Annotated in this window: 26 protein-coding genes and 1 riboswitch; of the genes, 9 read left to right on the forward strand and 17 right to left on the reverse strand. The window is 40.1% G+C overall.

The window, feature by feature from the left end; translation table 11 throughout:
- The first annotated feature begins 92 nt into the window (after positions 1-92).
- On the forward strand, positions 93-398 hold the full coding sequence (gene hbs / locus JI666_RS14525) for a non-specific DNA-binding protein Hbs (RefSeq protein ID WP_286170842.1): 306 nt from the start codon (positions 93-95) through the stop codon (positions 396-398).
- A 154-nt stretch (positions 399-552) separates the two neighbouring features.
- Here hbs and JI666_RS21940 read toward each other — a convergent pair whose 3' ends face one another.
- Positions 553-1,194 carry an MOSC domain-containing protein gene (locus tag JI666_RS21940; protein ID WP_206893053.1) on the reverse strand — a complete coding sequence of 214 codons (642 nt, stop codon included), beginning with the start codon at positions 1,192-1,194 and terminating at the stop codon, positions 553-555.
- A gap of 86 nt (positions 1,195-1,280) precedes the next feature.
- Positions 1,281-1,400, reverse strand: coding sequence for an FbpB family small basic protein (locus tag JI666_RS14535; RefSeq protein ID WP_136948021.1), 120 nt, complete (start codon positions 1,398-1,400; stop codon positions 1,281-1,283).
- A 527-nt stretch (positions 1,401-1,927) separates the two neighbouring features.
- Here JI666_RS14535 and JI666_RS14540 point away from each other — a divergent pair.
- From JI666_RS14540 to JI666_RS14550, 3 genes are all read left to right on the forward strand, one after another.
- Positions 1,928-2,809 carry an ABC transporter ATP-binding protein gene (locus JI666_RS14540; RefSeq protein ID WP_206893055.1) on the forward strand — a complete coding sequence of 294 codons (882 nt, stop codon included), beginning with the start codon at positions 1,928-1,930 and terminating at the stop codon, positions 2,807-2,809.
- The gene (locus tag JI666_RS14545) at positions 2,806-3,525 is read left to right on the forward strand and encodes an ABC transporter permease subunit (RefSeq protein ID WP_286170843.1); all 720 of its coding nucleotides are present in this window, start codon (positions 2,806-2,808) and stop codon (positions 3,523-3,525) included. Before JI666_RS14540 ends, JI666_RS14545 begins: the two co-directional genes overlap by 4 nt.
- A gap of 108 nt (positions 3,526-3,633) precedes the next feature.
- Positions 3,634-4,086, forward strand: a complete 453-nt coding sequence (locus JI666_RS14550) for an NUDIX hydrolase (RefSeq protein ID WP_206893057.1) — start codon at positions 3,634-3,636, stop codon at positions 4,084-4,086.
- Between the two features lie 135 nt (positions 4,087-4,221).
- On the opposite strand, the gene JI666_RS14555 is transcribed toward JI666_RS14550, so the two are convergent.
- Positions 4,222-5,646, reverse strand: coding sequence for an alanine/glycine:cation symporter family protein (locus tag JI666_RS14555; RefSeq protein ID WP_206893059.1), 1,425 nt, complete (start codon positions 5,644-5,646; stop codon positions 4,222-4,224).
- A 288-nt stretch (positions 5,647-5,934) separates the two neighbouring features.
- Between JI666_RS14555 and JI666_RS14560 the strand changes: the two genes are divergently transcribed.
- Positions 5,935-7,038 carry a hypothetical protein gene (locus tag JI666_RS14560; protein ID WP_206893060.1) on the forward strand — a complete coding sequence of 368 codons (1,104 nt, stop codon included), beginning with the start codon at positions 5,935-5,937 and terminating at the stop codon, positions 7,036-7,038.
- Between the two features lie 146 nt (positions 7,039-7,184).
- On the opposite strand, the gene JI666_RS14565 is transcribed toward JI666_RS14560, so the two are convergent.
- Together JI666_RS14565 and JI666_RS14570 are read right to left on the reverse strand one after the other, a co-directional pair.
- Entirely contained in the window at positions 7,185-7,634 is a 450-nt protein-coding gene (locus JI666_RS14565) for a GNAT family N-acetyltransferase (RefSeq protein ID WP_206893062.1), read from the reverse strand.
- A 125-nt stretch (positions 7,635-7,759) separates the two neighbouring features.
- Positions 7,760-7,951 carry a hypothetical protein gene (locus tag JI666_RS14570; protein ID WP_206893064.1) on the reverse strand — a complete coding sequence of 64 codons (192 nt, stop codon included), beginning with the start codon at positions 7,949-7,951 and terminating at the stop codon, positions 7,760-7,762.
- A 204-nt stretch (positions 7,952-8,155) separates the two neighbouring features.
- Between JI666_RS14570 and JI666_RS14575 the strand changes: the two genes are divergently transcribed.
- The gene (locus JI666_RS14575) at positions 8,156-8,485 is read left to right on the forward strand and encodes a hypothetical protein (protein ID WP_414635146.1); all 330 of its coding nucleotides are present in this window, start codon (positions 8,156-8,158) and stop codon (positions 8,483-8,485) included.
- Positions 8,486-8,537: 52 nt separating this feature from the next.
- Here JI666_RS14575 and JI666_RS14580 read toward each other — a convergent pair whose 3' ends face one another.
- Positions 8,538-9,260 (reverse strand): YebC/PmpR family DNA-binding transcriptional regulator, encoded by a 723-nt coding sequence (locus JI666_RS14580; RefSeq protein WP_206893066.1) that lies wholly within the window; start codon positions 9,258-9,260, stop codon positions 8,538-8,540.
- A 262-nt stretch (positions 9,261-9,522) separates the two neighbouring features.
- On the opposite strand from JI666_RS14580, the gene JI666_RS14585 reads away from it, so the two are divergent.
- Positions 9,523-10,590: a DmpA family aminopeptidase gene (locus tag JI666_RS14585; protein WP_206893067.1), complete on the forward strand. Its 1,068-nt coding sequence runs from the start codon at positions 9,523-9,525 to the stop codon at positions 10,588-10,590.
- 42 nt (positions 10,591-10,632) lie between these two features.
- Here JI666_RS14585 and JI666_RS14590 read toward each other — a convergent pair whose 3' ends face one another.
- The 5 genes from JI666_RS14590 to JI666_RS14610 all read right to left on the reverse strand — a co-directional run bounded on the left by JI666_RS14590 (position 10,633) and on the right by JI666_RS14610 (position 17,444).
- Complete coding sequence (locus tag JI666_RS14590) at positions 10,633-11,394, reverse strand: SDR family NAD(P)-dependent oxidoreductase (protein ID WP_206893068.1); 762 nt, start codon at positions 11,392-11,394, stop codon at positions 10,633-10,635.
- A gap of 234 nt (positions 11,395-11,628) precedes the next feature.
- On the reverse strand, positions 11,629-12,735 hold the full coding sequence (locus JI666_RS14595) for a glycerate kinase family protein (RefSeq protein WP_206893070.1): 1,107 nt from the start codon (positions 12,733-12,735) through the stop codon (positions 11,629-11,631).
- 36 nt (positions 12,736-12,771) lie between these two features.
- The gene (gene proB / locus JI666_RS14600) at positions 12,772-13,863 is read right to left on the reverse strand and encodes a glutamate 5-kinase (RefSeq protein ID WP_206893072.1); all 1,092 of its coding nucleotides are present in this window, start codon (positions 13,861-13,863) and stop codon (positions 12,772-12,774) included.
- Positions 13,864-14,160: 297 nt separating this feature from the next.
- Positions 14,161-15,198 carry a ribonucleotide-diphosphate reductase subunit beta gene (locus tag JI666_RS14605; RefSeq protein WP_206893073.1) on the reverse strand — a complete coding sequence of 346 codons (1,038 nt, stop codon included), beginning with the start codon at positions 15,196-15,198 and terminating at the stop codon, positions 14,161-14,163.
- 14 nt (positions 15,199-15,212) lie between these two features.
- A complete protein-coding gene (locus JI666_RS14610; protein WP_206893075.1) occupies positions 15,213-17,444 on the reverse strand; it encodes a ribonucleoside-diphosphate reductase subunit alpha in 2,232 nt (743 codons plus the stop codon).
- A 134-nt stretch (positions 17,445-17,578) separates the two neighbouring features.
- Positions 17,579-17,754: riboswitch (cobalamin riboswitch) on the reverse strand.
- Between the two features lie 223 nt (positions 17,755-17,977).
- Here JI666_RS14610 and JI666_RS21775 point away from each other — a divergent pair.
- Positions 17,978-18,106: a hypothetical protein gene (locus JI666_RS21775; protein WP_255436171.1), complete on the forward strand. Its 129-nt coding sequence runs from the start codon at positions 17,978-17,980 to the stop codon at positions 18,104-18,106.
- Here the strand turns inward: JI666_RS21775 and JI666_RS14615 are convergent.
- The 4 genes from JI666_RS14615 to JI666_RS14630 all read right to left on the reverse strand — a co-directional run bounded on the left by JI666_RS14615 (position 18,103) and on the right by JI666_RS14630 (position 22,176).
- Positions 18,103-19,425: a sensor histidine kinase gene (locus tag JI666_RS14615; RefSeq protein WP_206893078.1), complete on the reverse strand. Its 1,323-nt coding sequence runs from the start codon at positions 19,423-19,425 to the stop codon at positions 18,103-18,105. The genes JI666_RS21775 and JI666_RS14615 overlap by 4 nt on opposite strands.
- Complete coding sequence (locus tag JI666_RS14620; RefSeq protein ID WP_206893080.1) at positions 19,412-20,146, reverse strand: response regulator transcription factor; 735 nt, start codon at positions 20,144-20,146, stop codon at positions 19,412-19,414. Before JI666_RS14620 ends, JI666_RS14615 begins: the two co-directional genes overlap by 14 nt.
- A gap of 311 nt (positions 20,147-20,457) precedes the next feature.
- On the reverse strand, positions 20,458-20,988 hold the full coding sequence (locus JI666_RS14625) for a hypothetical protein (protein WP_206893082.1): 531 nt from the start codon (positions 20,986-20,988) through the stop codon (positions 20,458-20,460).
- A gap of 102 nt (positions 20,989-21,090) precedes the next feature.
- Positions 21,091-22,176: a mechanosensitive ion channel family protein gene (locus JI666_RS14630; RefSeq protein ID WP_286170845.1), complete on the reverse strand. Its 1,086-nt coding sequence runs from the start codon at positions 22,174-22,176 to the stop codon at positions 21,091-21,093.
- A gap of 111 nt (positions 22,177-22,287) precedes the next feature.
- Between JI666_RS14630 and JI666_RS14635 the strand changes: the two genes are divergently transcribed.
- Positions 22,288-23,187: a DUF4349 domain-containing protein gene (locus JI666_RS14635; RefSeq protein WP_206893090.1), complete on the forward strand. Its 900-nt coding sequence runs from the start codon at positions 22,288-22,290 to the stop codon at positions 23,185-23,187.
- Between the two features lie 11 nt (positions 23,188-23,198).
- Here the strand turns inward: JI666_RS14635 and JI666_RS14640 are convergent, their stop codons facing one another.
- Positions 23,199-24,152 (reverse strand): ABC transporter permease, encoded by a 954-nt coding sequence (locus tag JI666_RS14640; protein WP_206893092.1) that lies wholly within the window; start codon positions 24,150-24,152, stop codon positions 23,199-23,201.
- Positions 24,145-25,071 carry an ABC transporter ATP-binding protein gene (locus tag JI666_RS14645; RefSeq protein ID WP_206893093.1) on the reverse strand — a complete coding sequence of 309 codons (927 nt, stop codon included), beginning with the start codon at positions 25,069-25,071 and terminating at the stop codon, positions 24,145-24,147. Before JI666_RS14645 ends, JI666_RS14640 begins: the two co-directional genes overlap by 8 nt.
- Positions 25,072-25,275: the final 204 nt, after the last annotated feature.

The raw sequence follows: 25,275 nt of genomic DNA on the forward strand, positions 1-25,275 counted from the left end.
GAGATTCGCTTTAGAATCTCTTTTTTTATGCGATTAAATCATGAATTCGATGTATAAAAACGCGATAGACTGGTGAAAATGGAGCTATAGAAATGAAACTAGCAAAATCAGAAAGGATGAATGTGATGAATAAAGCAGAACTATTGACGACTGTTGCAGAAAGAGCAGAACTATCAAAAAAAGATACTGCGAGAGTTGTAGACACATTGATGGATACGATTGCTGAAGCGCTTGCCAAAGGTGAAAAGGTTCAACTAGTAGGTTTCGGGAACTTCGAGGTAAGAGAACGTTCAGCACGTAAAGGACGCAATCCACAAACAGGTGAAGAAATCCTGATTCAGGCTTCTAAAACACCTGCCTTCAAGCCAGGGAAAGCATTAAAAGAAAAAGTAGTTTAACCTTTAGAGAAGCTGGATCCTTTTGGTTCCAGCTTTTCTCGTTAGGAGAAAGCCATGGAACTTATGCAACTCGTTAAATATACTGTTACAATCGTTACGATTATCATGTTGATCATCTTCTATTATCGTATGGCCAAAAAATAAAAGCGCGCTGTCATAGCGCGCTTAACTGTTTACTTAACTTGTTATACCAGCTCTCCGATAGTTCTTTCGCAAGCATTGCCTGTTCAAGACCTACTCGGTCATTTTTATCATGATACGTTAATCGATTAATAAGCGCGACCGTTACCCCATGAGATGGTCGATGTTCAACCACTATGTCATCCTCTTCCTTAACATAGCCTTCCTCCAACACGCGAAGGTAATAGCCACTATATCCATTTTCCATTACCAAAAGATGCATATTGTCGACCTCAAACTTCTTCGCAAGCTTGAAACACGGCTGCCTTGGGAGGCTAACCTGTACTCTCGTTTCACCAATTCTGTAAATATCTCCAATATGTGCTTCATTTTCATCTAAACCAGAAAAAGTGAAATTCTCACCAAACGCGCCTGGCTTCAATCGACATTGTAACTCCTCTTCCCAGTAAGAATAATGCTCGTTAGGATAGACACATATTGCTTTTTCGGAACCACCATGATGAACAAGATCTGCCTGACCATCTCCTTCTACTTGTTCACGAGATACATAAACCTTTTCGCTTACTGGCTGTTTGTAAATTCCTGTTTGAATGTTCTTTCCTTTATAATCCGTCTCAATCGGCTTGCCAACATTTACACTAAGTAACTTCACCACTCGCTCGCCTCCTTATCGTTATTTTAGCACAGGATTTATTTTCCACTATATACAAAAAAGCAGCCCGCAGGCTGCTTTTTCAACTACTATACGTGTTTATTATCAATTCGCTTTTCAATTTCAGCAAGTTCTTTTTCATTCTTCAGAAGTTCTGCTCTATTTTGATCGACTAACTGCTTAAAAGTCAATTTCTTTAGTTTCTTCAACAGAATTCACCAACTTTCCCTCTGGATGACTTCATTATACAATAGGAATGGGTAAGATTACGTTACAAACTGTTAAAATTTTGTGAAAATTTACACACATTTAGTTTATGAACAGTAATTCAGAATTATGACTGGTCGTTGCCTTTCCATTTAACCCATAAACATTGGTCCTATAAAAGTAGTGGTTGATTTCCGCTTCAGGATACTCGCTTTCCGCGGGGCGGGCGGTGAGCCTCCTCGGCACGCTTAGGCGTGCCTGTGGGGTCTCACCTGTCCCGCTAGTCCCGCAGGAGTCGAGTACCTTCCGCTCCAATCAGCTGAGTTTGATTCTTAATACAAAAATTCTTTCAAAAGCAACAACCTTCACGAAAATCGTCTATAGAAAAGAGACTAGAAATAAGAAAAACATTAAAATACCTTTCAATTATTCATTTCATCATGCTCCTAGTATATCGACATTTTGTCATTTATTATCAAAGTGAAAGATAAGTATGATTAACGTCCAAAATCAATTGAGGAGGAACCTTATGATTGAATTAAACGGGCTGACGAAAGAGTTCTCTAATGGAAAAGGGATATTTGATGTTCGTTTCTCTATTCCAAAAGGTGAAGTGTTCGGATTCCTTGGACCAAATGGAGCTGGTAAGTCTACGACGATTCGTCATTTAATGGGCTTTATGAAGCCAACCAGTGGATCTGCTTCGATCTTTGGCTTGGATACGTGGAAAGATGCTGCAAAGATCCAGGAACGGGTTGGGTACCTTCCAGGTGAGATTGCTTTTCTTGATGGAATGGATGGAATAGAATTTCTTAAACTAATTGGTGGCATGCGAGGTCTGAAGCAAACGAACTACCGTGATGAATTGATTCAACGACTTCAACTTGATGTCAAAACACCTATACGAAAAATGTCCAAAGGAATGAAGCAAAAAGTAGGTATTGTTGCCGCTTTTATGCATCAGCCAGAAGTTATTATTCTAGATGAACCTACCTCGGGTCTTGATCCTCTCATGCAACGAATCTTTATTGATATTGTCAGCGAACTGAAAGATAAAGGCACCACTTTTCTCATGTCGTCTCATAGTTTCTCAGAAATTGAACGAACTTGCGATCGAGCTGCTATTATTAAAGATGGCAAAATTGTCATTGTTGAAAACATCCATGCTCTTCAGCAGAAACAGAGAAGGTTGTTCGAAGTCACTTTCAGTTCTGCCGAAGAAGCGCAACAAGCGAGAAATCACCTTAACGTGATTCTTGTTAGCGATAACCGAGCTGAAATTGCAGTGCAGGGAGATTACAATCAATTTATACAAGTACTTGGAGCTTATGAGATCCTTAACATCGATCTTCATGAACAGCACCTTGAAGACGTCTTTCTGAATTACTATGACAGGGAGGCGCAAATATGAACATGACGCTATACTTCAAAATGCTTAAAGTCCACGCTAAATCAATCTCAAGCTATGCGATTGGATCTGCCCTTTATTTACTTCTTATAATAGGCATCTATCCTTCTGTTGCAGATGCGCCTGGCCTCAATGAATTAATGGACTCTATGCCTGATAGTTTCCTAGCTGCATTTGGTATGGAAGGTGGATTTCAGCACGTTAGTGACTTTATTGCTGGGGAATACTACGGCTTATTGTATATTGTCATCCTTTCGATTTTCTCATTGATGACTTCATCTCAACTCATGGCACGTCTGATTGATCGTGGCTCGATGGCCTATATACTAGCCACACCTAATTCCAGAAAGAAGGTCGCCTTTACTCAAAGTCTAGTGCTAATAACAGGTCTGCTCATTATTGGTTTAACAACGATAATGGCAGGTGTTATCGGGACGGAACTAATGATCGACAATAAACCGTTTGAGGCTATGACTTTTATTAAAGTGAATCTTGTTGGATTGTTATTGTTCTATGCCATATCCGCCTACTCTTTTCTCTTCTCTTCATTACTAAATGATGAACGCCAAGCACTTGGAATATCAGGATTAATAACAATAGTATTCTATGGTATTGATCTGATAGGAAAAATGAGTCACAAGCTCGATTGGTTGGTAAATCTCTCTCTATTCGCAACATTTAGGCCTGTTGGAATAGCAAGAGGTTCTGTCGAGATATGACCTTCTGTCACGTTTCTATTCATTCTTGGGACAGCTCTATACGCACTCGGTATCATTCTCTTCTCAAAAAGAGATCTTCCTTTATAATAGGTTGGAGGGGGAATTCATTTGAACTATATAAAAGAGCTACGTGATTTGGTTGGCCACCGCCCGCTCATTCTTGTTGGTGCAGTAACATTAATCCTTAACAAGAATGACGAGATCCTCCTGCAGTTACGGAATGAACGAAGTAAGAGATGGGGCTTGCCTGGTGGATTAATGGAACCTGGTGAATCAACAGAAGAAACGGCAACAAGAGAGACTTTTGAAGAAACTGGCTTAACTGTTGAAAACCTTACTCTCTTCAAACTTTACTCAGGAGAAGCATTTTTCACTAAAGCTGATAATGGCGATGAGTTCTACTCTGTTACAACTGCTTACTACACGAAAGATTGTTCAGGATCGATTAAAGCAAACCCAGATGAAAGCTTGTCATGCAAATATTTCTCCTTTGATGAGCTACCTGAAAATATGGTAGGCAGTCACAGACGCATGGTTAGTGATTATTTTAATAAGAACTAGTCGAAAGCAATAGAGGGCTACGCCTTCCATTGCTTTTTTATTTTGTACTAAACCGAGATTTTGATTATGGCCACGAAAAAGAGCCTGAACTCCAGGCTCTATCAAAACGATATTACGTTGGTTTTCCGATTGCTATTATCCTGCCACTTTCTTCTCTTCACGCTTTTCTTCCCATGCTTCTGTCCCCTCAATTCCAAGTGCAGTAGGGTTGAAAACAGGGTTCTTTCCTGCCTTACGTTGCATTTCATAATCCTTTAATACCTTCATTGCGACTTTCGCTAACATTCCGATTGCGATCAGGTTAATCACTGTCATCAGCGCCATGAATAAATCTGCCATTTTCCATACAAGACTTAGACTAGAAACAGAACCAATCAACACGAATGCCATTGTAGCAATACGGTAACCGAGAATCGCTTTCTTGCTTTCTTTGATAAATTCAATGTTCGTTTCTCCATAATAGTAAGAACCAATAATAGAGCTAAATGCAAACAAGAAAATTGCGGCCGAGATGAAAACAGCTGCCCATCCGCCAATATGTGAATCAAGAGAATTTTGTAGTAATTCAATTCCTGATACTTCTCCTGTTTTGAAAACCGGAGCAAGTAAGATGATAAATGCCGTAGCAGAACACACAAGAATTGTATCTACGAATACACCTAATGATTGAATAAGACCTTGCTTCGCCGGATGTGAGGTCGTTGCAGTAGCTGCTGCGTTTGGCGCACTACCCATACCAGCTTCGTTAGAGAACAGTCCACGTTTTACTCCGTTCATGATTGCTGCACCAATTGCACCGCCAACCGCTTGTTCGAAACCAAACGCGCTTTTAACAATTAATGCAATAACAGAAGGTAGTTCTGTAATGTTCATGAACATTACTACTGTTGCGATGGCTAGATAAAGAACCGCCATCACAGGAACAATTACACTTGATAAGTTTGCAATACGGTGAACGCCACCAAAGATCACTACGCCTGTAACGGCTGTGATGATTAAACCAACTACCAGGCGATTCATACCAAACGCGTTTTCAAATGCTAGCGCGATCGTGTTACTTTGAACAGAGTTAAAGATGAGTCCGAAAGTGATCGCTATTAGAATGGCAAAGATTATTCCTAACCATCTTTTCTTGAGACCTTTTTCTATGTAATAGGCAGGCCCACCACGGAACGCTTTCGAATCTTTAATTTTGTATACTTGAGCCAATGTACTTTCAATAAATGCTGTTGCCCCACCTAGAAGTGCTACGATCCACATCCAGAAGATTGCCCCGGGACCACCGAGAGTGATTGCTACTGCAACACCCGCTAAGTTACCAGTTCCTATACGAGTAGCTGCGCCAACACAGAAAGATTTAAATGGTGATATATTCTTCGAACCATCTTTAAACTCTGGTTTTTCTCCAAGTACTCTTACCATTTCCCCAATATAACGGAACTGCACAAACCGTGAAGCAACCGTAAAGTAAATCCCAATTCCGAGTAGTCCTGCGATTAAAACATAACCCCAAAGAATTCCATTCCATGCATCAATCATACCATTCAAAAATTCCGCCATACCCCATTCTCCCCTTAGTCATTTTGTTATAATTATCTGAAATTTCTATACTTTTATTATACAAATAAACAGAACAAAAGCAAGACATATTTCGACGAAGTTTTTAACTTTGAATAACATGCCGCTTTATTATGTAGGAACGTACAAGTTTACTCTTCATTCTCCTTGAACTACTTATTTCGACCTATTTTTACTTTTAATCACTAAAAGTTGGTTTTTATGTGATAGAATGGTGGAATTATTTCAATCGAAATACATCACCATAACTGTTATAAGGAAGTGAACAGCATGAGGAAATTGTACCTTCTCCTTCTTATTGCTCTTGTTGCAATCATCTCTGCTTGTTCTGACTCTACAGCCACTTCATCCAATAAGGATGATAAGAAGTCTGAACAACAGGCAATGAACGAAGAAGACACGCAAGAAGCATCAACAACCACAGAAGAAGAAACAACACAACCGTTTGAACCAATGGAACCATCCGAAAATGCCAAACCACTAGAAGAAACCATGTCCAAAGAAGAGTTAGCCAAGATGCCAGTTGTTGAAGCACATGGTGCCGACCGTACAAGAACCACCCCTGTTGGGCAAACATTAATGGAAGGTACGACTGATCAAACGGACGGTTTGTTAAAGGACTATCGTCTTGTTGCTTATTATGGACAACCAAACTCAACCAAAATGGGCATATTAGGTGAAATGGAGCCGGATGCATTAATGGCGAAATTAAAAAAACAAACACAAGCTTATTCCGACGCTGATCCCTCTCACCCTGCCATTCCGACAATCGAACTCATTACAACAATTGCTCAGCGTGATCCCGGACCTAATGGATTATATTATCATATGACTTCTGAGTCTGACATCGATGAATACGCTAAACTAGCGAAGGAGAACAACGCGCTACTCATGCTTGACGTTCAGTTAGGCCGCGATACCGCTCTTCATCAGGTAAAGTTACTTGAGAAATGGTTAAAGCTTCCTTACGTTCACGTTGCAATCGACACAGAATTCCACGTTGATAAAGGCCAAACACCAGGCATCGATCTTGGAAGTGTTGATGGTGCTGAAGTTCAAGAGGTAGTAGAGTACGTATCCAAACTCGTTAAAGAACAAGATTTACCTGATAAGATTGTACTTGTCCATCAATTTACAGATCATGCGGTGACCAACAAACAGAGGATCAAACCAACTGACAATGTGGAGGTAGTCCTCAATTTCGATGGCTACGGAGACTATGCCACTAAAATGTCGCTCTACCGAAAGTTCGTTCGCAATGACCCAGTGCAGTATGGTGGCTTCAAGGTCTTCTATAACAAAGACAAGCCAGTGCTGTCGCCTGCAGAGGTTTTGAAGCTCGATCCAAACCCTGCGATTATTAATTATCAATAAAATCAAAAGCTCAGTTCTCCTCTTAGTGGGGAGAACTGAGCTTTGTTAATGGATAAGTAGGTTTTCGAGGTTCAATTATTTCAATATGGTCTTTTCACTTACATGAAATAAACGCATTTAGGCGCCTCCGTAGAATAAATATATAGTCAGTTTCGGACTAGCGATTTCACCATCGTATAATAACTACTTCCTGGAGGATAATCCTTGACTTCACCTACTACCTCATACCCATTCATTTCATAGAAAGTTCTCGCTTGAAATTCAAATGTTGTTAACAGCGCGTTCTTTGCACCCTTTTCTATTCCAAGGGTTTCAACTTTTTTAAGTAGTTCTGTACCGATTCCGTGGCCTCTGAGTTGTTCACTTAACCAAAAAACATCTATTTCAACCCAACTCCAATAAACTTCGGCCGTTATGCCGCCAATCCATGTGCCACTTTCATCAGAGACAATAAGATTGATTGGTTCAACATAGCCTTTTGTTCTCGATTCTTTGTGATGAAAAGACTGCTCATTGTTAAATTCTTTTATCTGATCTTTCATAAACAATGAGAACTTTTTATCTTCCTGAAGTAAAACCTCTACCTTATAGTCCATCGTCATTCTCCTCTCTACACTACATTCCAATTATTTCAAAATGTTGAAATGACATCAATCTTTAATAAACAAAGAGTGAGCTTATCCATTCAGAATAAGCCCACTATATACTATTTGGTTCTGCATCAATAAAATGTAGACGATATTCCCGTAACTAATAAATATATTGTAAAGAGCGTAAGTAAGATGGTTGTTATGACATATGAGCGCTTCGACTTGAAATCGATTGCGACACCATTGTTAGCATCGAAGAACCAACTGTACTGCACAAGCCCATTCGCTAACAATAGAACTATTCCAAATGCAATATTCGTCATTGTTATCTTCCTCCTTGCTTCGAATCTATTCCACATTGTATTCTTCTAGTATGTTCTACGACAGAACGACAAAAAAGTTTCATCATTTTACTTCATCATCAGTCTCCTTTTACCTTTTAAATCTAGCTTTCACATACACCTGTAAACAAGTCAAATCCTCATGACACTACTTAGGATAAAGCATGATAGATAAGGAAATAATAGGTGGTAATCATTAAATTGGAAAGGAATTTGGATATGACATTTCCTGTTATCCATACGAATTTTTGGGACGCTGTTCTTGCTGTGCCCCTTGTTATGGTGCTGACTCAATTAATTAAAATTTTCTCACCGATCCCTCGAACCTATATTCCAACCGTGGCCATTGTATTAGGTCTCTCTATTTCGATATTTTATAGTCATTCCCACCATCTTTTGGCAGGTATTTTCATGGGTTATTTTTATGGTTATGCAGCTATTGGAAATTATGCTGCTTTAAAAACTTCGCTCATTGCTCTAAAGAATAAATTTGCTCAGAAAGAGAAATTTACATAAATTCAAAAGAGAGGGAACCCGAAATTCGGATTCCCTCTCTTCGCTCACTCTCTTACTCGTCACCTAAGTCTACATTGTGATACACCTGTTGAACATCTTCTAACTCTTCAAGTGCATCAATCATTTTCAAGAACTGCTCCTGATCTTCTTCTGAAAGCTCGACATCATTTTGGGCAAGCATCGTCAATTCTGCAATGGTGAATTCTGAAATTCCTGCGTTCTTAAATGCCTCTTGAACAGCGTGGAACTGATCCGGTTCTGCATAAACAATCACAACATCGTCTTCTTCCATAATGTCGCGTACATCAAGATCCGCTTCCATTAACAATTCAAGTACTTCATCAGCAGATTTCCCCTCGATACCAAAAACAGCTGTTGCATCAAACATGTAGGCAACGGAACCGTTCACACCCATGTTGCCGCCATTCTTGCCAAATGTAGATCGTACATCAGATGCTGTACGGTTCACGTTGTTCGTTAACGTGTCGACGATAACCATTGATCCGCTTGGCCCAAATCCTTCATACCGAAGCGTGTCATAGTTCTCATCCGCTCCACCTTTTGCTTTTTCAATCGCACGATCAATGATTGCTTTTGGTACGTTGTATGTTTTCGCTCGTTCTAGTACCAATCGCAGTGCCTGATTAGCAACCGGATCCGGTTCTCCCTGCTTCGCAGCTACATATATCTCACGACCAAATTTTGCATATATCCGACTTGTATTCGCATCTTTTGATGCTTTCTTTTCTTTAATATTGTTCCATTTACGACCCATATTCTTTCACTCTCTTCTACTGTAATCTATTATCGATACCTTACTTTACTAGCACTCTACGTCCTCTCAATTATACCATATTTTTCAGGGCTTATTCTTTAGTAGCTTCGTTCTTCTAGACGTGTTTTGGAAAGGCTCTTTTCGTAGACATTGTTGCTATAGCGAGTTGATTTTATCAAAAATTCTTTCAAAAGCTACAATCTTCTAGAAAAGTGCATTTGAAAAAGTGGAAAGAATAGTAAGATGAGAGTAGAGGGGGGCGATGGCATTGAAACAAAAAAGGTTAAGAGATTTTGGGGTTGAGATCGGTGAATTGGATCCTGGAACGAGGAATTCAATTACGGATGTAGAGGGTGTGACGGTTGGTCATACAACACTAAGCAATGGAAATATTCAAACAGGTGTAACAGCAATACTTCCGCATCAAGGGAATATATTTCAGGAAAAACTCATCGCATCTAGCTATGTTCTAAATGGCTTTGGGAAAACGATGGGGACCATTCAAATGAATGAACTTGGAACCATTGAAACACCGATTGTCCTGACGAACACGTTAAACATTGGCACAGCTGCAGATGCAGTAATTGACTATATGCTTGAGCACAACCCTGAAATCGGAAGAACGACAGGTACCGTGAATCCAATTATCGGTGAGTGCAATGATATGTTTCTAAATGATATAAGGGAACGAAACGTCCGTCAGGAACATATTCATGAGGCGATCTCATGTGCTACATCCAAAATCGAAGAAGGTTCAGTCGGTGCTGGAACAGGTATGCTATGTTATTCGTTAAAGGGTGGCATTGGGACTTCTTCTAGAAAAATGAAACTAAAAAATGGTACATACACAATCGGGGTATTGGTTGTTACAAACTTTGGAATTCTACGTGATCTACGGGTGAACGGAAAGGCTGTTGGGAAGGAACTAAAAGATGCTTTACTTCAATCATGGGAAGAAAAAGATAAAGGATCGGTGATGATAATAGTCGCGACAGATCTTCCCGTCTCAGAACGTCAGCTTCACCGAATTATCAAAAGAGCTTCCAATGGGTTAGCACGAACAGGGTCTATTATGACCACCGGTAGTGGTGAAATCATACTTGGTTTCTCAACAGCTAACAAAATTCCTCATCACGTCACGTCTACCACTCTTTCCATGGACACCATTCACGAAGAGGAGATTGACACCGCTTTTCGTGCAGTAGGAGAAGCAACGGAAGAAGCCGTTTTAAATTCGCTACTTACAGCTACTCACGTGATTGGGCGTGATGGAAATGAGAGACCTACTTTATCGGATCTGCTGGATCAATTTAATATTCAGCTCACATAAGACAAAGCCCTGTCATTTAACTGACAGGGCTTCGCACTCTATTTATTTCCGATTTCTTTCAGCATAAGGATAGATCGGATCTTTTAATTCAAAATTATATGTTTGTCCATCAACAATACCTACTACTTTATTGCTGTCGTAAAGATCAAGCATAAAGTCTGCCATTTCTTTCGCCGTATGGAACTTTGGCACAGTGCCTTCATATTCAAAATTGTCTATATCCATTGAACGGTTTGCAAATTCTGTTTCTGTTGCAGCCGGTGCTAATACTTTCGCTTGCATCTTCGCGCCCTGTCCTTTAAGTTCCTGGGCCAAGCCTTCTGTGAATGCACTAACAAAGAACTTGGTTGCACAATAGGTCACTGCATCTGCTACAATCGTATATCCTCCGCCAGATGATACGTTAATCAATTGTGTTCCTTCAACATTAGCGTAATCACGAACAAATAGGGATGAAAGTATCGTTAATGCCTCATTATTCAATCGTAGCATTGTCTCAATTTTAGGAAGCTTCTGCTCGGCAATTGAATCGAAATTACCAAACCCTGCATTGTTGATAAACGTTTCAATCTCAATATTCTCAAGGCTTTCATAGAACGCATACACATTGTCATTGAGAGATAAATCTGCTTCACGAATAATCACATCAAGATCCGCATTCATTTCGTGTACTTCGTTTTTCAATTCTTTCAATTTCTCTGTTCGGCGTGCAGCAATGACAAGGTTCTTTCCTCTTGCGGCAAACTTAAGCGCTGTTTCATATCCAATACCTGAACTTGCACCTGTAATCACAGTGTACTTCATGATAACCCCTCCACAAATTTATAGTTGACGCTACGATCCTATTGTAGACGTTTGAGTGCACTCTAAGTCAAACGATAACTAATAAAAGTTAGGGCGATTGAAAGTACACGTTAAGTGAAATAGTTGGAAAAGTTGAAAAAAACACCTATACAGAAGGTGACAACTTATAAAGAGCTCATGCAGAAATCATCTGAGAAAGAATAAAACCGCCCAGGAAGGGGGCGGTTGATCATTTTATACTCCTCTACCACTACTAAAAATGCGCATGACCTGCTCAGCTGAAAAAGCCAACTGTGCCTTTGTGACGTCTGGCTTCATCGCATGTTCTATTGCCATGCATCCTTGCTGGATCGAAAGAACGCCTGTTAACTTCTCAAAAAGGTTATCTACTGGTTCAACAACCTGACCTGCTAAAGCAAAACATGGCACATTGTGCTTTTTAGCAAGCTCACCCACACCGGCTGGTACTTTGCCATAAGCTGTTTGATCATCGATTTGTCCCTCACCGGTAAAAGCGATATCAACTTTGGCAAGCTTTTCTTCTACTTTTAGAAGGTGAAGCATCCACGTGATGCCGGGTACATAATTCGCACCTAAGGCATACATCGCTCCCCCTATTCCACCCGCAGCACCTGCACCTTTTTGTAGGTTGGATATAGAAAGGAGGTTTGCCACTCTCTGAAGACCAGCATCATATGAAGGAACGTCTTCTTTCTTCATGCCTTTTTGCGGTCCGAACACATAAGCCGCTCCTCGCTCACCTGCATATGGATTATCCACATCCGTCACTAAATAAAGATTTGCGGTAAGTTTGTACCGACTTTCACGGATCGTTTCTATATCGAGTAAAGGGTTTTGGTGAAGCGGGATTTCTTCGTTCGAGCGATTGAAACATGCATAACCAAGTGCCTGTAACATCCCAAGGCCACCATCGGTTGTTCCCGTTCCACCAAGGAAAACATAAATGTCTTTCACGCCTTTTTCTTCAGCATCCTGAATTAATTCCCCTACTCCATAACTTGTTAATTGTGATGGGTCTAAATCCTCCGAAGGAATTAAGTGCAATCCTACCGCTTCAGCTGATTCGATATAAGCAGCTTCATTCGTTCGATAATAGCGCGCTTTTCGCTTCTTTCCATTTAGTTGGTGTATAGACACTACCTCGAACTGACCTGGGATTGTTTGCATCGCCTCTAATGACCCTTCGCCTCCATCAGCTACTGGGATCACGTCAACGATACTATCAGGGAATACTCTCTTAATACCTAGCTTAACCGCCTCTCCTGCATCCTTCGAAGATAAAGAGCCTTTGAATGAGTCCATTGCGATCAATACATTCATTTCTCCACCCCATTTCAATTTGAGAATTCGCCGTTCTTACTTCATCGCATCAGCCACCCAATGATCTCTATGAATCACTTCGACCATTGGACTTTCTTTCTCATGATCTTGAATGACTTTTTCTAAAAAAGTAGATGAATATTGAACTTGTCCTTTTCCAAGCTTCCCGTTCTTCCCATGAACTTCAACAACATCGCCTTCGCTAAAGGGACCAACGACGTGATGAATGCCACTGTAAAGCAAACTTCTCCCATTCCATAGAATCGCATCTTCTGCTCCTTCATCAATGTAAAGTTGACCTGATACATGAGAGTGCATTGCAATCCATTGTTTTTTAATAGGGAAAGATGTTTGTTTCTCCCGGTTAATATACGTTCCATCACCAACACCTGAAAGGATTCTAAGTAATTTATGACTACCAGTCTCGTGGCCAATAAATATTCTAACACCTAAATTCAAGGCTGTCTTCGCTGCAATTAGCTTAGACTTCATGCCTCCTGTTCCGGCGGTTGATCCAGCTCCTCCTGCCTGTTCAATCATTTGATCAGAAATCTCTGTAAGAGAATGGTATTTCATTGCGGCAGGATTCGCTGCAGGATTCGAATCATAGATGCCGTTCACATCCGTTAGAATGATTAGTTCATCAGCGTGAACAAGCCCACTAACAAGACCTGAGAGCATATCATTATCACCAAACTTTAACTCTTCCGTTGAGACAGTATCGTTTTCATTAATAATCGGCATGATACCTCTTGCCAGCAATTCAGACAGCGTATCAAATGCATTTTTGTATCGTTCTTGATTAGAGAAATCAGGACGAGTTAAAAGAATTTGAGCGACAGAAATATTCTGCTGGTTGAATTCTTCAATATAAGATTTAATTAGTAAACTTTGCCCTAAAGCAGCAGCAGCCTGCTTTCCTTTTAAAGTAACGGGTCTAGAAGGATAACCTAGCTCTTTGAACCCGGCAGCTACAGCTCCTGAAGACACAAGCAACACCTCATGTCCTTCCTTGCGAAGCAATGCAAGGGCGTTGACATGATCGATCAGCTTAATACGATCAATTTCTCCTTTGCCGTTTGTTAAGGAGCTACTCCCAATCTTTACTACGATTCTCTTCTTTCCCATGGTACATCTCCTTATAAAAACGTTCGATGACGTTTGTGACGATGATTAAATTTCTCAAATTTTATCACAAAAAAGGAGGGTTGTATTGTTTTTTTCCCAATAACAGCACTGATTCTAAGGTTATGTGAATGAGTGCTGTTGATTTTTGGCCATCACAGAGCGACCTTTCAGCAAAGCAGAAAGGCGAGAAACCAACAATGGAAGCTAACATAGCCTATTCTAATAAAATATTAAAAAAACACTTAGCACTTCCATCCGCTTTTAATCTTCTAATTAAACGATTCCTTTTCAATACATCTATAGATCATCAAACCCATTATCATCAGACACCTTCGTATACTGACGCGACTTCTGTTCAAAGAAATCACTTTTTCCTGCGTTCACATCCGAATACGCTTTAATCCAACGCATCGGATTTTCTCGATGGCCTTCAAACGGTCGCTCGATTCCAAGCTGATTCACGCGATTGTTCGCCATAAATTTAATATAGTCTCTAAGCTCATTCATCGTAATACCTGGGAAACGATTGCCAATGATGTACTCTCCCCATTTCATTTCAAGCTCCGCTGCTTCATGAAATGTGTTGGTGATGAAATCATGGTTTCCTTTTGTATTTAACTCAGGATGTTCGTTGAATAATTCTTTCACAATGTTCACGAACAATGTAACATGAAGCTGCTCATCACGGTTGATGTAATTAATCATTGTTGAAGTAGACACCATTTTTTGATTGCGGGCAAGGTTATAAAAGAAAGCGAACCCTGCGTAAAAGAATAGTCCTTCAAGAATGATATCAAACACAATTGATTCGAAAAACGTCTGCGGTGATGGATCCTGCACAAATGCTTCATAGCCTGAAGCGATAAATTGGTTTCGTTCTAGTAGCACTTCATCATGCTTCCAATATTCAAAAATTCGATCCTGTTCATTTTTATTTACAATCGACGAAAGCACATAGCTATACGACTGGTTGTGCACAACTTCCTGGAACGAAAGCACTTGCATGAGCGCAGAAAGGCTTGAATCTGTTAAATAATTTGCAACCTTACTCGAGTAGTCTGTCTGAATTGAATCTAGAAAAGCGAGAAGTCCAATGATTTTCTTAAACGTATCTTGCTCTTCTTCATTTAATGCGGCCCATTGCTTCACGTCGTTTGACATATTAATTTCAAACGGTGTCCAGAAGTTACCTAGCATGTTTTTATACATCGGATACGCCCAGGTAAAGCGAACATCATCCCAATTTAGTATGTTTGAGCTCTCTCCGTTAATAATTCCTGTTGAGCTATTCGGTGCAGACACGTCATAGAGCTTTCTCTTCTGTATCGTCGCCATACTGACCTCCTCCTTTAGCTTGCGCAGCTTTCACAGTCATCAATGTCCACTGATGTACTTCTTGTGTAATACGTTGTTTTCAACCCTTTTCTCCAGGCAGTCATATGAAGGTTCAGTAAGTCCTTCGCTTTAACCGTGCTCTGCACGTAAATATTAAAAGAAATTGACTGATCGACGTGGCGTTGTCTTGCCGCGTTCTGCTCAATACTCCAAAGCTGATTAATGTGATAGGCCGATTTATAATACCAAGTCGTATCAGGTGAAAGATCCGGTGCGGTAACAGGAATTTTATAATTCTTCTTTTCCTCAGAGTATTCTTTTTGGAAAATTGGATCGATGGATGCTGTTGATCCAGCTATTAAACTTGTTGAACTATTAGGTGCAACCGCTAGAAGATAGGCGTTTCTGACACCATCCGCTTGAACTTTTTCCCTAAGCGACTGCCATTTTTCACTAGCGTAACCACGATGATGAAAGTACTCTCCATTTTGCCAATCAGAGCCTTCAAAGAGAGAATAACTTCCTTTCTCAACAGCAAGCTCATAGCTCGCCTGAATGGTAAGGTAATTAATCGTTTCATACAATTCATCTGCATAGTTTGCCGCTTCATGACTTTCCCAAACAATCCCCTTTTTCGCAAGGAGGTGATGCCAGCCAAACGTACCGAGACCGATGCTTCGGTACTTCTCATTCGTCAACTGCGCTTGAGGCACTTCAATCGTATTGATATCAATCACGTTATCTAGCATTCTCACTTGTATTGGGATTAACCTCTTAAGTACATTAGCTGTAACAGCTCGCCCAAGGTTAATACTTGATAGGTTACAAACAACATAGTCTCCAGGCGTTTTCGTAATGATAATTTTACCGTCTTTGGTGATCTCTTCTTCAACAGTTGTGGCGCTCATATTTTGCATAATTTCCGTACAAAGGTTTGAAGCATAGATCATACCTGCATGTTTATTCGGATTCGCACGGTTCACCGTATCGCGATAGAACATGTAAGGCGTCCCCGTTTCCAATTGCGACTTCATTACACGCTTCATAATTTCAATAGCCGGGACGGTTTTTCTTGAAAGCTCAGGATGATTCACACACTCTGCATATTTCATGCGAAACTCTCCTGCTCCCTTTTCTTTGTCATACACATCTTCAAGAGAGAACCCCATTATCTGGCGTACTTCATGCGGATCAAACAAATGCCAGTCTGCTCGATTCTCTACCGCTTCCATAAAAATATCTGGGATACAAAGACCGGTAAAAAGATCATGCGTCCTCATTCGCTCGTCTCCGTTGTTTAGCTTCGCATCGAGAAAATCCAAAACATCTTTATGCCAGACATCAAGATACACGGCGACTGCTCCTTGGCGTTGCCCTAATTGATCGACACTAACTGCAGTGTTATTTAACTGTTTCATCCACGGCAAAACGCCTGAGGAATTCCCTTTGAATCCTTTTATGTCACTACCCCGCGAACGAATTTTACCAAGGTATGCTCCTATTCCTCCGCCATTCTTGGAAACTGTTGCAACATCTGTATTGCTGTCATAAATACCTCGCAAACTATCATCAACCGTATCTATGAAACATGAACTAAGCTGACCATAACTTTTCCCAGCATTAGAGAGAGTTGGAGTCGCTACAGTCATATACAAGTTAGATAATGCCCAATAGGCTTCCGATATGAGATTCGCTCGCTTGTCTTTTGGTTCATTCATCATTAGTGTAAGTGCGATGACAAGAAACCGTTCTTGAGGAAGTTCGTAATGATTCTTGTTATGATCTGTTGCAAGATAACGATCAGCAAGCGTCCGTAATCCGATATATGTAAAAAGACGGTCTCTTGATGGAATTATTAACGCTTCTGCCTCTTCAATTTCTTGTTGAGAATAAGAACGAAGAAGCTCCTTTGTGTATATCCCTTCTTCTGTTAGTTTTTGGAGCAGTCTGTAGAAACTCCCTTTTCCATAGGCTCTTGACTCACAACGGTTGCTTAGTGCAGCACGATAGATGGATTGAAGATGGAAAGCCGCCGCAATGTAAGTCCAGTCAGGCTCTTCAGCAGTGATTCGTTCAAGAGCATTTAGAATTAGAATGTTCGCAATATCATCTTGAGTTGATCTTTCTGTCACGCTCGCCATTGTTTTCTCAATAAAGCTTTCACCTGAAAGCATTGGATATCCTTCAATTATTGTCTTCGCTTCATTCAGCAAGTCGCCCTTTGTGAATTCTACGATTGTACTCATATCATTCTCTCCTTTTTTAACCAAATTAAAAAGCTCACCCCGGAAAGAGTGAGCTAAGAGTAAATGACAAGTTAAGAATGCAGATAAACCGCATTCAGTCTGCCATTTCTCATCCTCAATCCCCGAAGAATAGAAACGTTCTTGAATACACGGCAGGTCTACTGGCTTGTGCTTCCTCCTCGGTAAGCCTTCCCGGAGAAATCTCCAGTGGCTTCTTACCTCGTCCACACGACAGTTGCGGGGACAGCTCCGGATTCAGACCGGATTCCCTATTAAGTCGTTATACGACACCGCATACTCAATTAGTTTAATATGATGGATTTAACCCATATATAGTATTACGAAATTAAAAAACACACTAAATGTTGATATCCTCATCTTACATCAATCGATCATCTCATACAAGTTCTATTTTTGTATTGATGCAAAATAAATTCTACTATCAGGACTAGAACCTATCACTTTCACTTTGTTAATGCATATATTGTTGGTACTAAAAAAAGTTTCCCTAAGGAAAAAGGAGGATGAGCATTGTGAAGAAACCACTTGATTCTTGCTTTAAAAAACTAGCTGGTTACACACAGCTTTGTCAGAAGATCGGATTACTGAGCGAAGAAGAAAGCAAAGATATTCTTGAGAAATTAACACAACATAAGCACTAGTTCGAGTTTGGAAGTGAAATGACAACTCTTGCGCCTACGTCATTGTCACTCGCAAGAATGCTGCCTCCATGCTTTTCTACTATTGTTTTTGTAATGGAAAGTCCAATTCCTGAGCCTTTTTGATCGCCTGTAAAGAAACGGTCGAAAACTCGGTCAGCAGCATCACCAAAACCCGGTCCATCATCTTGAATTTCGATACAGACAAATTCTTCATTACGATAGACACGAACTTCTATAAAAGCTGATGCAAACCGTAGAGCATTTCCAATAAGATTGATCAATGCTTGCGTCATTTTGTCAGGATCCATCTTTACATCAAATGACGTTTCATTATTATAATTAATCTTAATATGACGCTTATTGGCAAGAGGTCTCATCGTTGTTAAAGCAGCACTTATAACATCATCAACTTCGATCAGTTCATACTTGAAAGCTTCTTCTATCGTCTCAAGTCTTGTTAAATAGGAAATATCCTGAACAATTTTCTTTAATCGTTGGGTTTCTTTTACGATGATTTCTAGACTAGCATCGATATCGTCTCCAACAATGACTTCATCCAAAATTCCTTCTGCATTTCCTTGAATAGCCATCAGTGGCGTCTTCAATTCATGTGAGGCATTCTGAAGAAATTCTTTTTGATCAAGATCAAACTTATAGAGTTGCTCGCTCAAAACTTGAAATGTTTCAGCTAGTTCATTTATTTCATCATTTGTTTTTAGATTTAATGGCTTTTGCTTTTTCCTCATTGAGAACTGTCGCATGTGCTCAGCGAGTAACGAGATCGGTCCTGTAAGTCCTTTTTGCAAAAAGGCTGCTAGAATGACAGCAACAGCTGCGGATGCAATCAAGCTAATGGTCTGCGATTGCTGAATGATCTGATTAAACCCTGCAAGACTCTCCACCTTTGTGAAAAGCACAACGCTACCAATTTGTTCACCTAATCGCTTAATGGCGACTTGCTCTGTGACGAAGGACTTACCTTTGTTTTCTTCATATTCTGTCTGAACATCTTCATCTACATTAGCATAGATAACGTTATGATCACGGTTATAAATAATAAATTGGGACGAAATTAAGTTACCTGCTAAATCAATTCTTCTTCGATCTAGCCACCCTCCTGGAGATCTTTCTCCATTCCACCGTTTATCTTCTAACATCTTACTGATTTGAAGACCTTCCTTATGTAGTTGATCTCCTGCTTCACGGACAAGGTATTCTTGAAAAAGGTACCGAAATGAAAAGGTCGTAATTAGAAGAATAACGGCTATGAGAACAAGATAACTTAGAAATAATTTCGTACCGATATTAAATTTCTTCATCAAGTTTATAACCATACCCCCAAACCGTTACAATCTTTACAACTGAGTTAGCCTCTGACATCTTCTTCCGAAGCCGTTTAACAAGGTCATCTATTATTCTTCCGTCGCCTGCATACTGATAGCCCCATATCTTCTCAATTAACTTCTCTCTAGTAAAAGGTTGACCTGGATATTGAATAAGATAAGACAGCACGTCGTACTCTTTTGGTGTTAGAATTAATTCTTGATCTTCAACTAAGACCTGTCGCTTTTGTTTAAGCAACTGAACGTTCCCAACTTTCCAACCGTCAGATAATGCCTGCTGACCTGTTCCATTTACGCGTTTAAACAGGTTCTTAATTCTTACAACAAGCTCTCTTGGGCTAAAAGGTTTCGTTAAATAATCATCAGCACCGAGTTCGAGCCCAAGAATTCGATCAAGCTCTTCGTCTCGAGCCGACACAACGATTACTGGTACAGTCGAATGCTTTCTAAGCTGTCTCATTAACTCTAGTCCATCTACTTTCGGCATCATAATATCTAGCACTAATAAATCCGGTTCAATTGTTTCTAATGCCTTAAGAACTTCAGCACCATCAGTAAACGATGATACTTCATGGCCTTCCTTTCTAAGGTACTTCTCTAAAATATCACGTATATTCTGTTCATCATCTATTACAAAAATATGAGGAATGTTATTCAACTCCGTTTCTGGAATCCAGATGCGAGAACCTTTTTTCATAGTTTATCCTAATGTGAAGAGGCAGTAAATCCATCATAAGTACGTCTTACTTAATCTAAAGGCTTTCAATTAAAAAGGATTTTTGAAAGTAGTTGTTGATTTCCGCTACAGGATGCTCGCTTTCCGCGGGGCGGGCGCTGAGCCTCCTCGGCGCGCAAGAACATCGAGCCTGCGGGGTCTCACCTGTCCCGCTAGTCCCGCAGGAGTCGAGCACCTTCCGCTCCAATCAACTCTGATGTGTGGTTTCTTCACAAAAAAAGTCTACAAAAACAACATAAAAAAGAGATAGGTTCCCCTACCTCTTCCGTCAATTAGCTAAGTTTCTTAATTAACGCATCCATTACTTCATTTTTCTTTTGTACAAGCTCGTATGCCTCTGTTCTCTTTTCTTCCATTTGGGCACGTTCAGCCTCATGTGCTGCTTTCTCTTCATCTGTTAACTGCGGGCGTTCTCCGCTGTCTTTCAATTCTAGCATTTGCGCTTTTCTCTCATCTCGAGCTGCCTGCGCTTCTTCATGAAGGGTCGTTAGCTGAGTGTTAATATCCGCTAGCTCCTTCTGAAGCTCATCAACTCCCTCTACGCTTGATGCATCTTGATCTAGTAGTAGATCGATTAGTTGATTCTGTTTGTTGTATGTTTCCATTATCGCTTCACGGTGTTCAGGATTCTCTTTGAAGTGCCCTCGCTTACCATGATGACCTTTCATTTCTTGACCCTGACTTCGCTCTACAGCGGGTTCCTGATTCTCCGACGAACTGTCATCTGCTGCATAAACATTCGCTCCTGCAATCCCTCCAGCTAGCATTACCGATGCAAACGTACCAATCAGCCAATTTTTCATATTCTTCAATCTCCCTTCGTAGGTATCTCTTACAATTTTTATTATGGACAACAAACCACGAAGAAATTTGTAAGAAGTATGTGAAAAGGATGTGAGTTTGAATCACTTGTTCTTTAACTTTTGGATAATACGGTCATCCAGACTCCGAACATGTAAATCTCGCTGAGGGAAAGGAATTTCAACACCATGATCTTCAAGAATACGGTTCAGACGAAAGTTCAGGTTACTCTTCGTTTCCACAGCCGCTTTCGGACTAGAAATCCAAATGAAAAGTTGGAAATCTAGTGAAGAGTCCCCAAAACCAAGGAAATTAACAAATGGGTTAGGTGTGTTAAGAACATACATTGATTGTTCCTTCTCATCTTTTGCAACTTGTAAGAGTAGGTTTCGAACGAGTTCAACATCTGAACCATATGCAACTCCGATTGGAACGACTAGCCTTAGTCTTGAATCGCCATAAGAATGATTCACAACCTGCTCTTCAATAAAATAGGAGTTAGGCATGATAATACGCTCATTATCGAGTGTTCGAATAATCGTTGCTCGCATATTAATTTTCTCAACATCTCCGATAACATCATTAATGATGACGCGATCGCCTACTTTAATTGGTCTTTCAAATAAAATGATTAAACCGGAAATAAAGTTATTCGCGATATTTTGCATACCAAAACCGATCCCCACTCCAAGTACACCTGCAAAAACAGTTAATGCACTAAGATCAAGACCTACTGTAGTTAAACTAATAACAATAGCAACGACCATTAACGTGTAATGAAAAATACGATTGAACGTAAATCGCAAGCCAGTATCAAGGCTGTATCGATCATAAAGGGGTGGCATTAGAAAAGAAGTAAAAATTTTTGAGAGTCTATTCGCTAGCGTGATAATAAACAGTGCAATTAGGATAAGGAATAACGAGATCTCAACACTGCCAATTGAAAACAATTTATTAAACATCCACTTTGTATCAGAGAAGTAAAATAACACAAAGAGAAGGATCGCATAAACGGTTGTCCAATTAATAAAAGATAATACAGCTGGTCGAATACCATTCGGATATTGGTCTTCCTTGTCTCTTCTTGTAAGCCATAGTTTGATGAGAAACCGAACGAAAAATAAAACACTCATAACGGCTAACGTAATTAGAATATCTCTGATCATCCGGTTATCGATTAAAGTGACCAAGGCATGCAACTCCTTTTTGATGAATTCAGTTATCTTTCATCATACCATTTTTTGTGTAACCCTTTCAGAACGAATGTCGTCTATTATGAAAAGAAGCCTGGGGGCGAAATCATGGGTAAATTGATTTTCTGTTTCAGTATGATTCTTCTGCTATTAATAGGATGTAGCTCAACAGAAGAGCACTCTTCAGAAAGTGCAGATGTAGCAAAGCCAAATACTTTCGAAATGGATAATAGCGCTGGTAAAAGTGAAGAAGCGCCTAACGATGGCAGTCTATCGCAAAGCAATGAAGTTTCTGAGATTATGCCATTGCAAGCCGAGCGGAAGGTGATTTTTAACGCAAATCTCTCTTTAACCGTAGAAGATTTACCTCAAGCAACAGATAAATTGAACGAGCTTACTACTTCATACAAAGGCTACGTCGTGGAAGAGAGCACGTATACCGAAGGGGAATCGGTTTTCGGCTCTATGACGGTTCGAATTCCACAAGGCGAATTCGATTCGTTTCTAGATCAAGCTGAAGCAATTGGAAAAGGTGTACCACAAAAGTCGATTACCGGCTCTGATGTCACAGAGCAATACATTGACCTTAATTCTAGACTTAAAGCAAAAGAAGCCGTTATGAAAAGACTTGAAGGGTTTCTTGAAGAAGCAACGAAAACAGAAGATCTTCTATCCATCTCGAATGACCTATCGCGTGTACAGGAAGAAATTGAGCAATTAAAGGGACAGATTAATTATTTAGACAATCAGAGTGAATTCTCTACTGTCACTCTCTCACTCGAACAACAGAAAATCACCGTTCCTACTTTTGCTGAGAATGAGTTTAGTACGCTTGCTGAAGCGAAGAAACTCTTTATGACAACAGCAAACGGATTACTATCTTTTGGCTCAAAAACAATCGTATTCTTAATTGGTCTATCACCTATTTTACTACCACTTGTTGCAATAGGCGTGGTTCTATTTATCCGCTATCGTAAGAAAACGAAAAAAGCCGATCAGACTTTCTGATCGGCTTTTCGTTATGCGGCCACGTCTCGTTTCGTAAACAATAACCACGATAGTAAGAGAAATACAATTAAGTAAACAAGCAGAGTCACTAGCGAAAAGCCTAGCGTCATGCTATCAACAATTGGAGATCCATCGAAGTAGACACTCAAATCAGTATTTGCAAACAGGATATATTTCACCCAGTCGTATTGGCTTAGAATGTACGTTAATTGACTGCCCGTAAACATTAAGAAAATCGCAAGCCCAATCGCAAGGGAAGAGCTTCTGAATATACTCGAGAGCATAAAGGCGAATGTCACCATCATCAAGAGATCCACACTTGCAAGTGCATATTCGCGAACATAGTGCAAAGCCATACTTGTTTCTGTTACTTCTCCGTTAGAATAGGTCAAATACGGTTGATCAATCGATTCAAACCCTAGAAGCAATCCACCAATCAGAAACGAAGATATGTAAAGAATAACAAGAGAAAACAGCGCGAATAGTAACGTTGCAATAAACTTTGAAGCTAGTATTTTCGTGCGCGATGCTGGTCGAATGAGGAGTAATTTAATCGTACCCCATGAGTATTCACTAGCTACAATGCCTGCGCCAATAATAATCGTAAAGATCGATATCAGCATAACAATCCCAGTTGAATTATTCATGAAGCTCCATATAGACCCTCTCTCTAGAGGTGGGATATTGTTATCTAATCGGTACTCACTGAGTGCAATATCACGCTTTAAGCTATCTTTGTATGCTTTAGGCATTCCCTCAGCAGATTCGTTCAACGTTTTCTCGGACTCCTGAATGGTGTTTTGAGCATTCGTTCGCCAATCTGTTGACTCATCATTTCCGCTTAAATTCGTGATAATTCCTGCAGTCAGTACAGCTGCAATAATTAGACCAATCATTACCCATGTGCCCGGTCTACGATAGATTTTCATATTTTCGTTTTGAATAAGGCGGACAATACTAGACAACCTGCTCACCCCCTGTTACTTCAAGGAAGACATCTTCTAACGTCTTCACTGACGCTTGAATGCCATAGATCCGAATTCCTTTTTCAACTAGAAATGCTGTCACTTCTGGTATCATTTCACGCTCCATCTTCATCATCAATTTACGATCAGATGGTTCGATTTCATAATCAGGGTATGTATCCTTTACTGCCTTTACAGCACTATCAAGGGGATCAACTTCGAATGCAACCATGACAGCCGTATCACTTTGAATAAAATCATTCACTCGCTGCACATCAACAATCTTTCCTTTCTGAATAATACCAATACGATCACACATGAGCTCAATTTCAGAAAGCAAATGACTGGAGACGATGACTGCAACATTTTCTTCTCTCGCAAGAGTACGTAAATACTGCCTAATCTCACGGATTCCTGCAGGATCTAAACCATTCGTTGGTTCATCTAGAATAAGAAGCTTTGGACGATGGAGAAGTGCCTGCGCAAGTCCAAGGCGCTGCCTCATCCCAAGGGAGTAGCCTTTCACCTTGTCATTGATACGACCTTCTAGTCCAACAAGTTTAATAACTTCTTGAATTCGATCTTTTGTTATCCCCTTCATCATTCGAGAATAATGAATTAGATTTTGATAACCTGTAAGAAATTTGTACATTTCAGGATTCTCAACAATCGCTCCAACTTTCACGATCGCATCCTCGAAATTCGTTTTGATGCTAGTTCCGTCGATCAGCACTTCTCCTTCGGTCATGTCCATTAAACCGACCATCATACGAATCGTTGTCGTTTTGCCGGCTCCATTCGGTCCAAGAAACCCGAAGACTTCTCCTGGATAGACATCGAATGACAGATGATCGATAATCGTTTTCTTTCCAATCACTTTTGTTAAGTCACGTATTTGAACAATTGGTTCTACTGACATCGTCACACTCCTTCTTCAGTTCGGTAGACTCTCTTCATCCACTCTACTAATCTAATACGATCTTGTTTGCGATCGGTTTCAATTTTTTCCATTTTCTTAAAGACAAATTATGAGAAAATCTACTTATATAGTGATCCATTCTCCCTTTGATTTCGTTAGCTTACTAAGAATATGATTATAAGAATGAATTTTTTAATGAATAGA

It is taken from the genome of Bacillus sp. NTK071 (assembly GCF_017303315.1).
Taxonomy (GTDB): domain Bacteria; phylum Bacillota; class Bacilli; order Bacillales; family Guptibacillaceae; genus Guptibacillus.

Coding starts and splice junctions, on each gene's coding strand:
- hbs (WP_286170842.1), top strand. CDS start 93: ATGAAACTAGCAAAATCAGAAAGGATGAATGTGATGAATAAAGCAGAA.
- JI666_RS14540 (WP_206893055.1), top strand. CDS start 1,928: ATGATTGAATTAAACGGGCTGACGAAAGAGTTCTCTAATGGAAAAGGG.
- JI666_RS14545 (WP_286170843.1), top strand. CDS start 2,806: ATGAACATGACGCTATACTTCAAAATGCTTAAAGTCCACGCTAAATCA.
- JI666_RS14555 (WP_206893059.1), bottom strand. CDS start 5,646: ATGGCGGAATTTTTGAATGGTATGATTGATGCATGGAATGGAATTCTT.
- JI666_RS14560 (WP_206893060.1), top strand. CDS start 5,935: ATGAGGAAATTGTACCTTCTCCTTCTTATTGCTCTTGTTGCAATCATC.
- JI666_RS14565 (WP_206893062.1), bottom strand. CDS start 7,634: ATGGACTATAAGGTAGAGGTTTTACTTCAGGAAGATAAAAAGTTCTCA.
- JI666_RS14570 (WP_206893064.1), bottom strand. CDS start 7,951: ATGACGAATATTGCATTTGGAATAGTTCTATTGTTAGCGAATGGGCTT.
- JI666_RS14580 (WP_206893066.1), bottom strand. CDS start 9,260: ATGGGTCGTAAATGGAACAATATTAAAGAAAAGAAAGCATCAAAAGAT.
- JI666_RS14585 (WP_206893067.1), top strand. CDS start 9,523: ATGGCATTGAAACAAAAAAGGTTAAGAGATTTTGGGGTTGAGATCGGT.
- JI666_RS14590 (WP_206893068.1), bottom strand. CDS start 11,394: ATGAAGTACACTGTGATTACAGGTGCAAGTTCAGGTATTGGATATGAA.
- JI666_RS14595 (WP_206893070.1), bottom strand. CDS start 12,735: ATGAATGTATTGATCGCAATGGACTCATTCAAAGGCTCTTTATCTTCG.
- proB (WP_206893072.1), bottom strand. CDS start 13,863: ATGGGAAAGAAGAGAATCGTAGTAAAGATTGGGAGTAGCTCCTTAACA.
- JI666_RS14605 (WP_206893073.1), bottom strand. CDS start 15,198: ATGGCGACGATACAGAAGAGAAAGCTCTATGACGTGTCTGCACCGAAT.
- JI666_RS14610 (WP_206893075.1), bottom strand. CDS start 17,444: ATGAGTACAATCGTAGAATTCACAAAGGGCGACTTGCTGAATGAAGCG.
- JI666_RS14615 (WP_206893078.1), bottom strand. CDS start 19,425: ATGAAGAAATTTAATATCGGTACGAAATTATTTCTAAGTTATCTTGTT.
- JI666_RS14620 (WP_206893080.1), bottom strand. CDS start 20,146: ATGAAAAAAGGTTCTCGCATCTGGATTCCAGAAACGGAGTTGAATAAC.
- JI666_RS14625 (WP_206893082.1), bottom strand. CDS start 20,988: ATGAAAAATTGGCTGATTGGTACGTTTGCATCGGTAATGCTAGCTGGA.
- JI666_RS14635 (WP_206893090.1), top strand. CDS start 22,288: ATGGGTAAATTGATTTTCTGTTTCAGTATGATTCTTCTGCTATTAATA.
- JI666_RS14645 (WP_206893093.1), bottom strand. CDS start 25,071: ATGTCAGTAGAACCAATTGTTCAAATACGTGACTTAACAAAAGTGATT.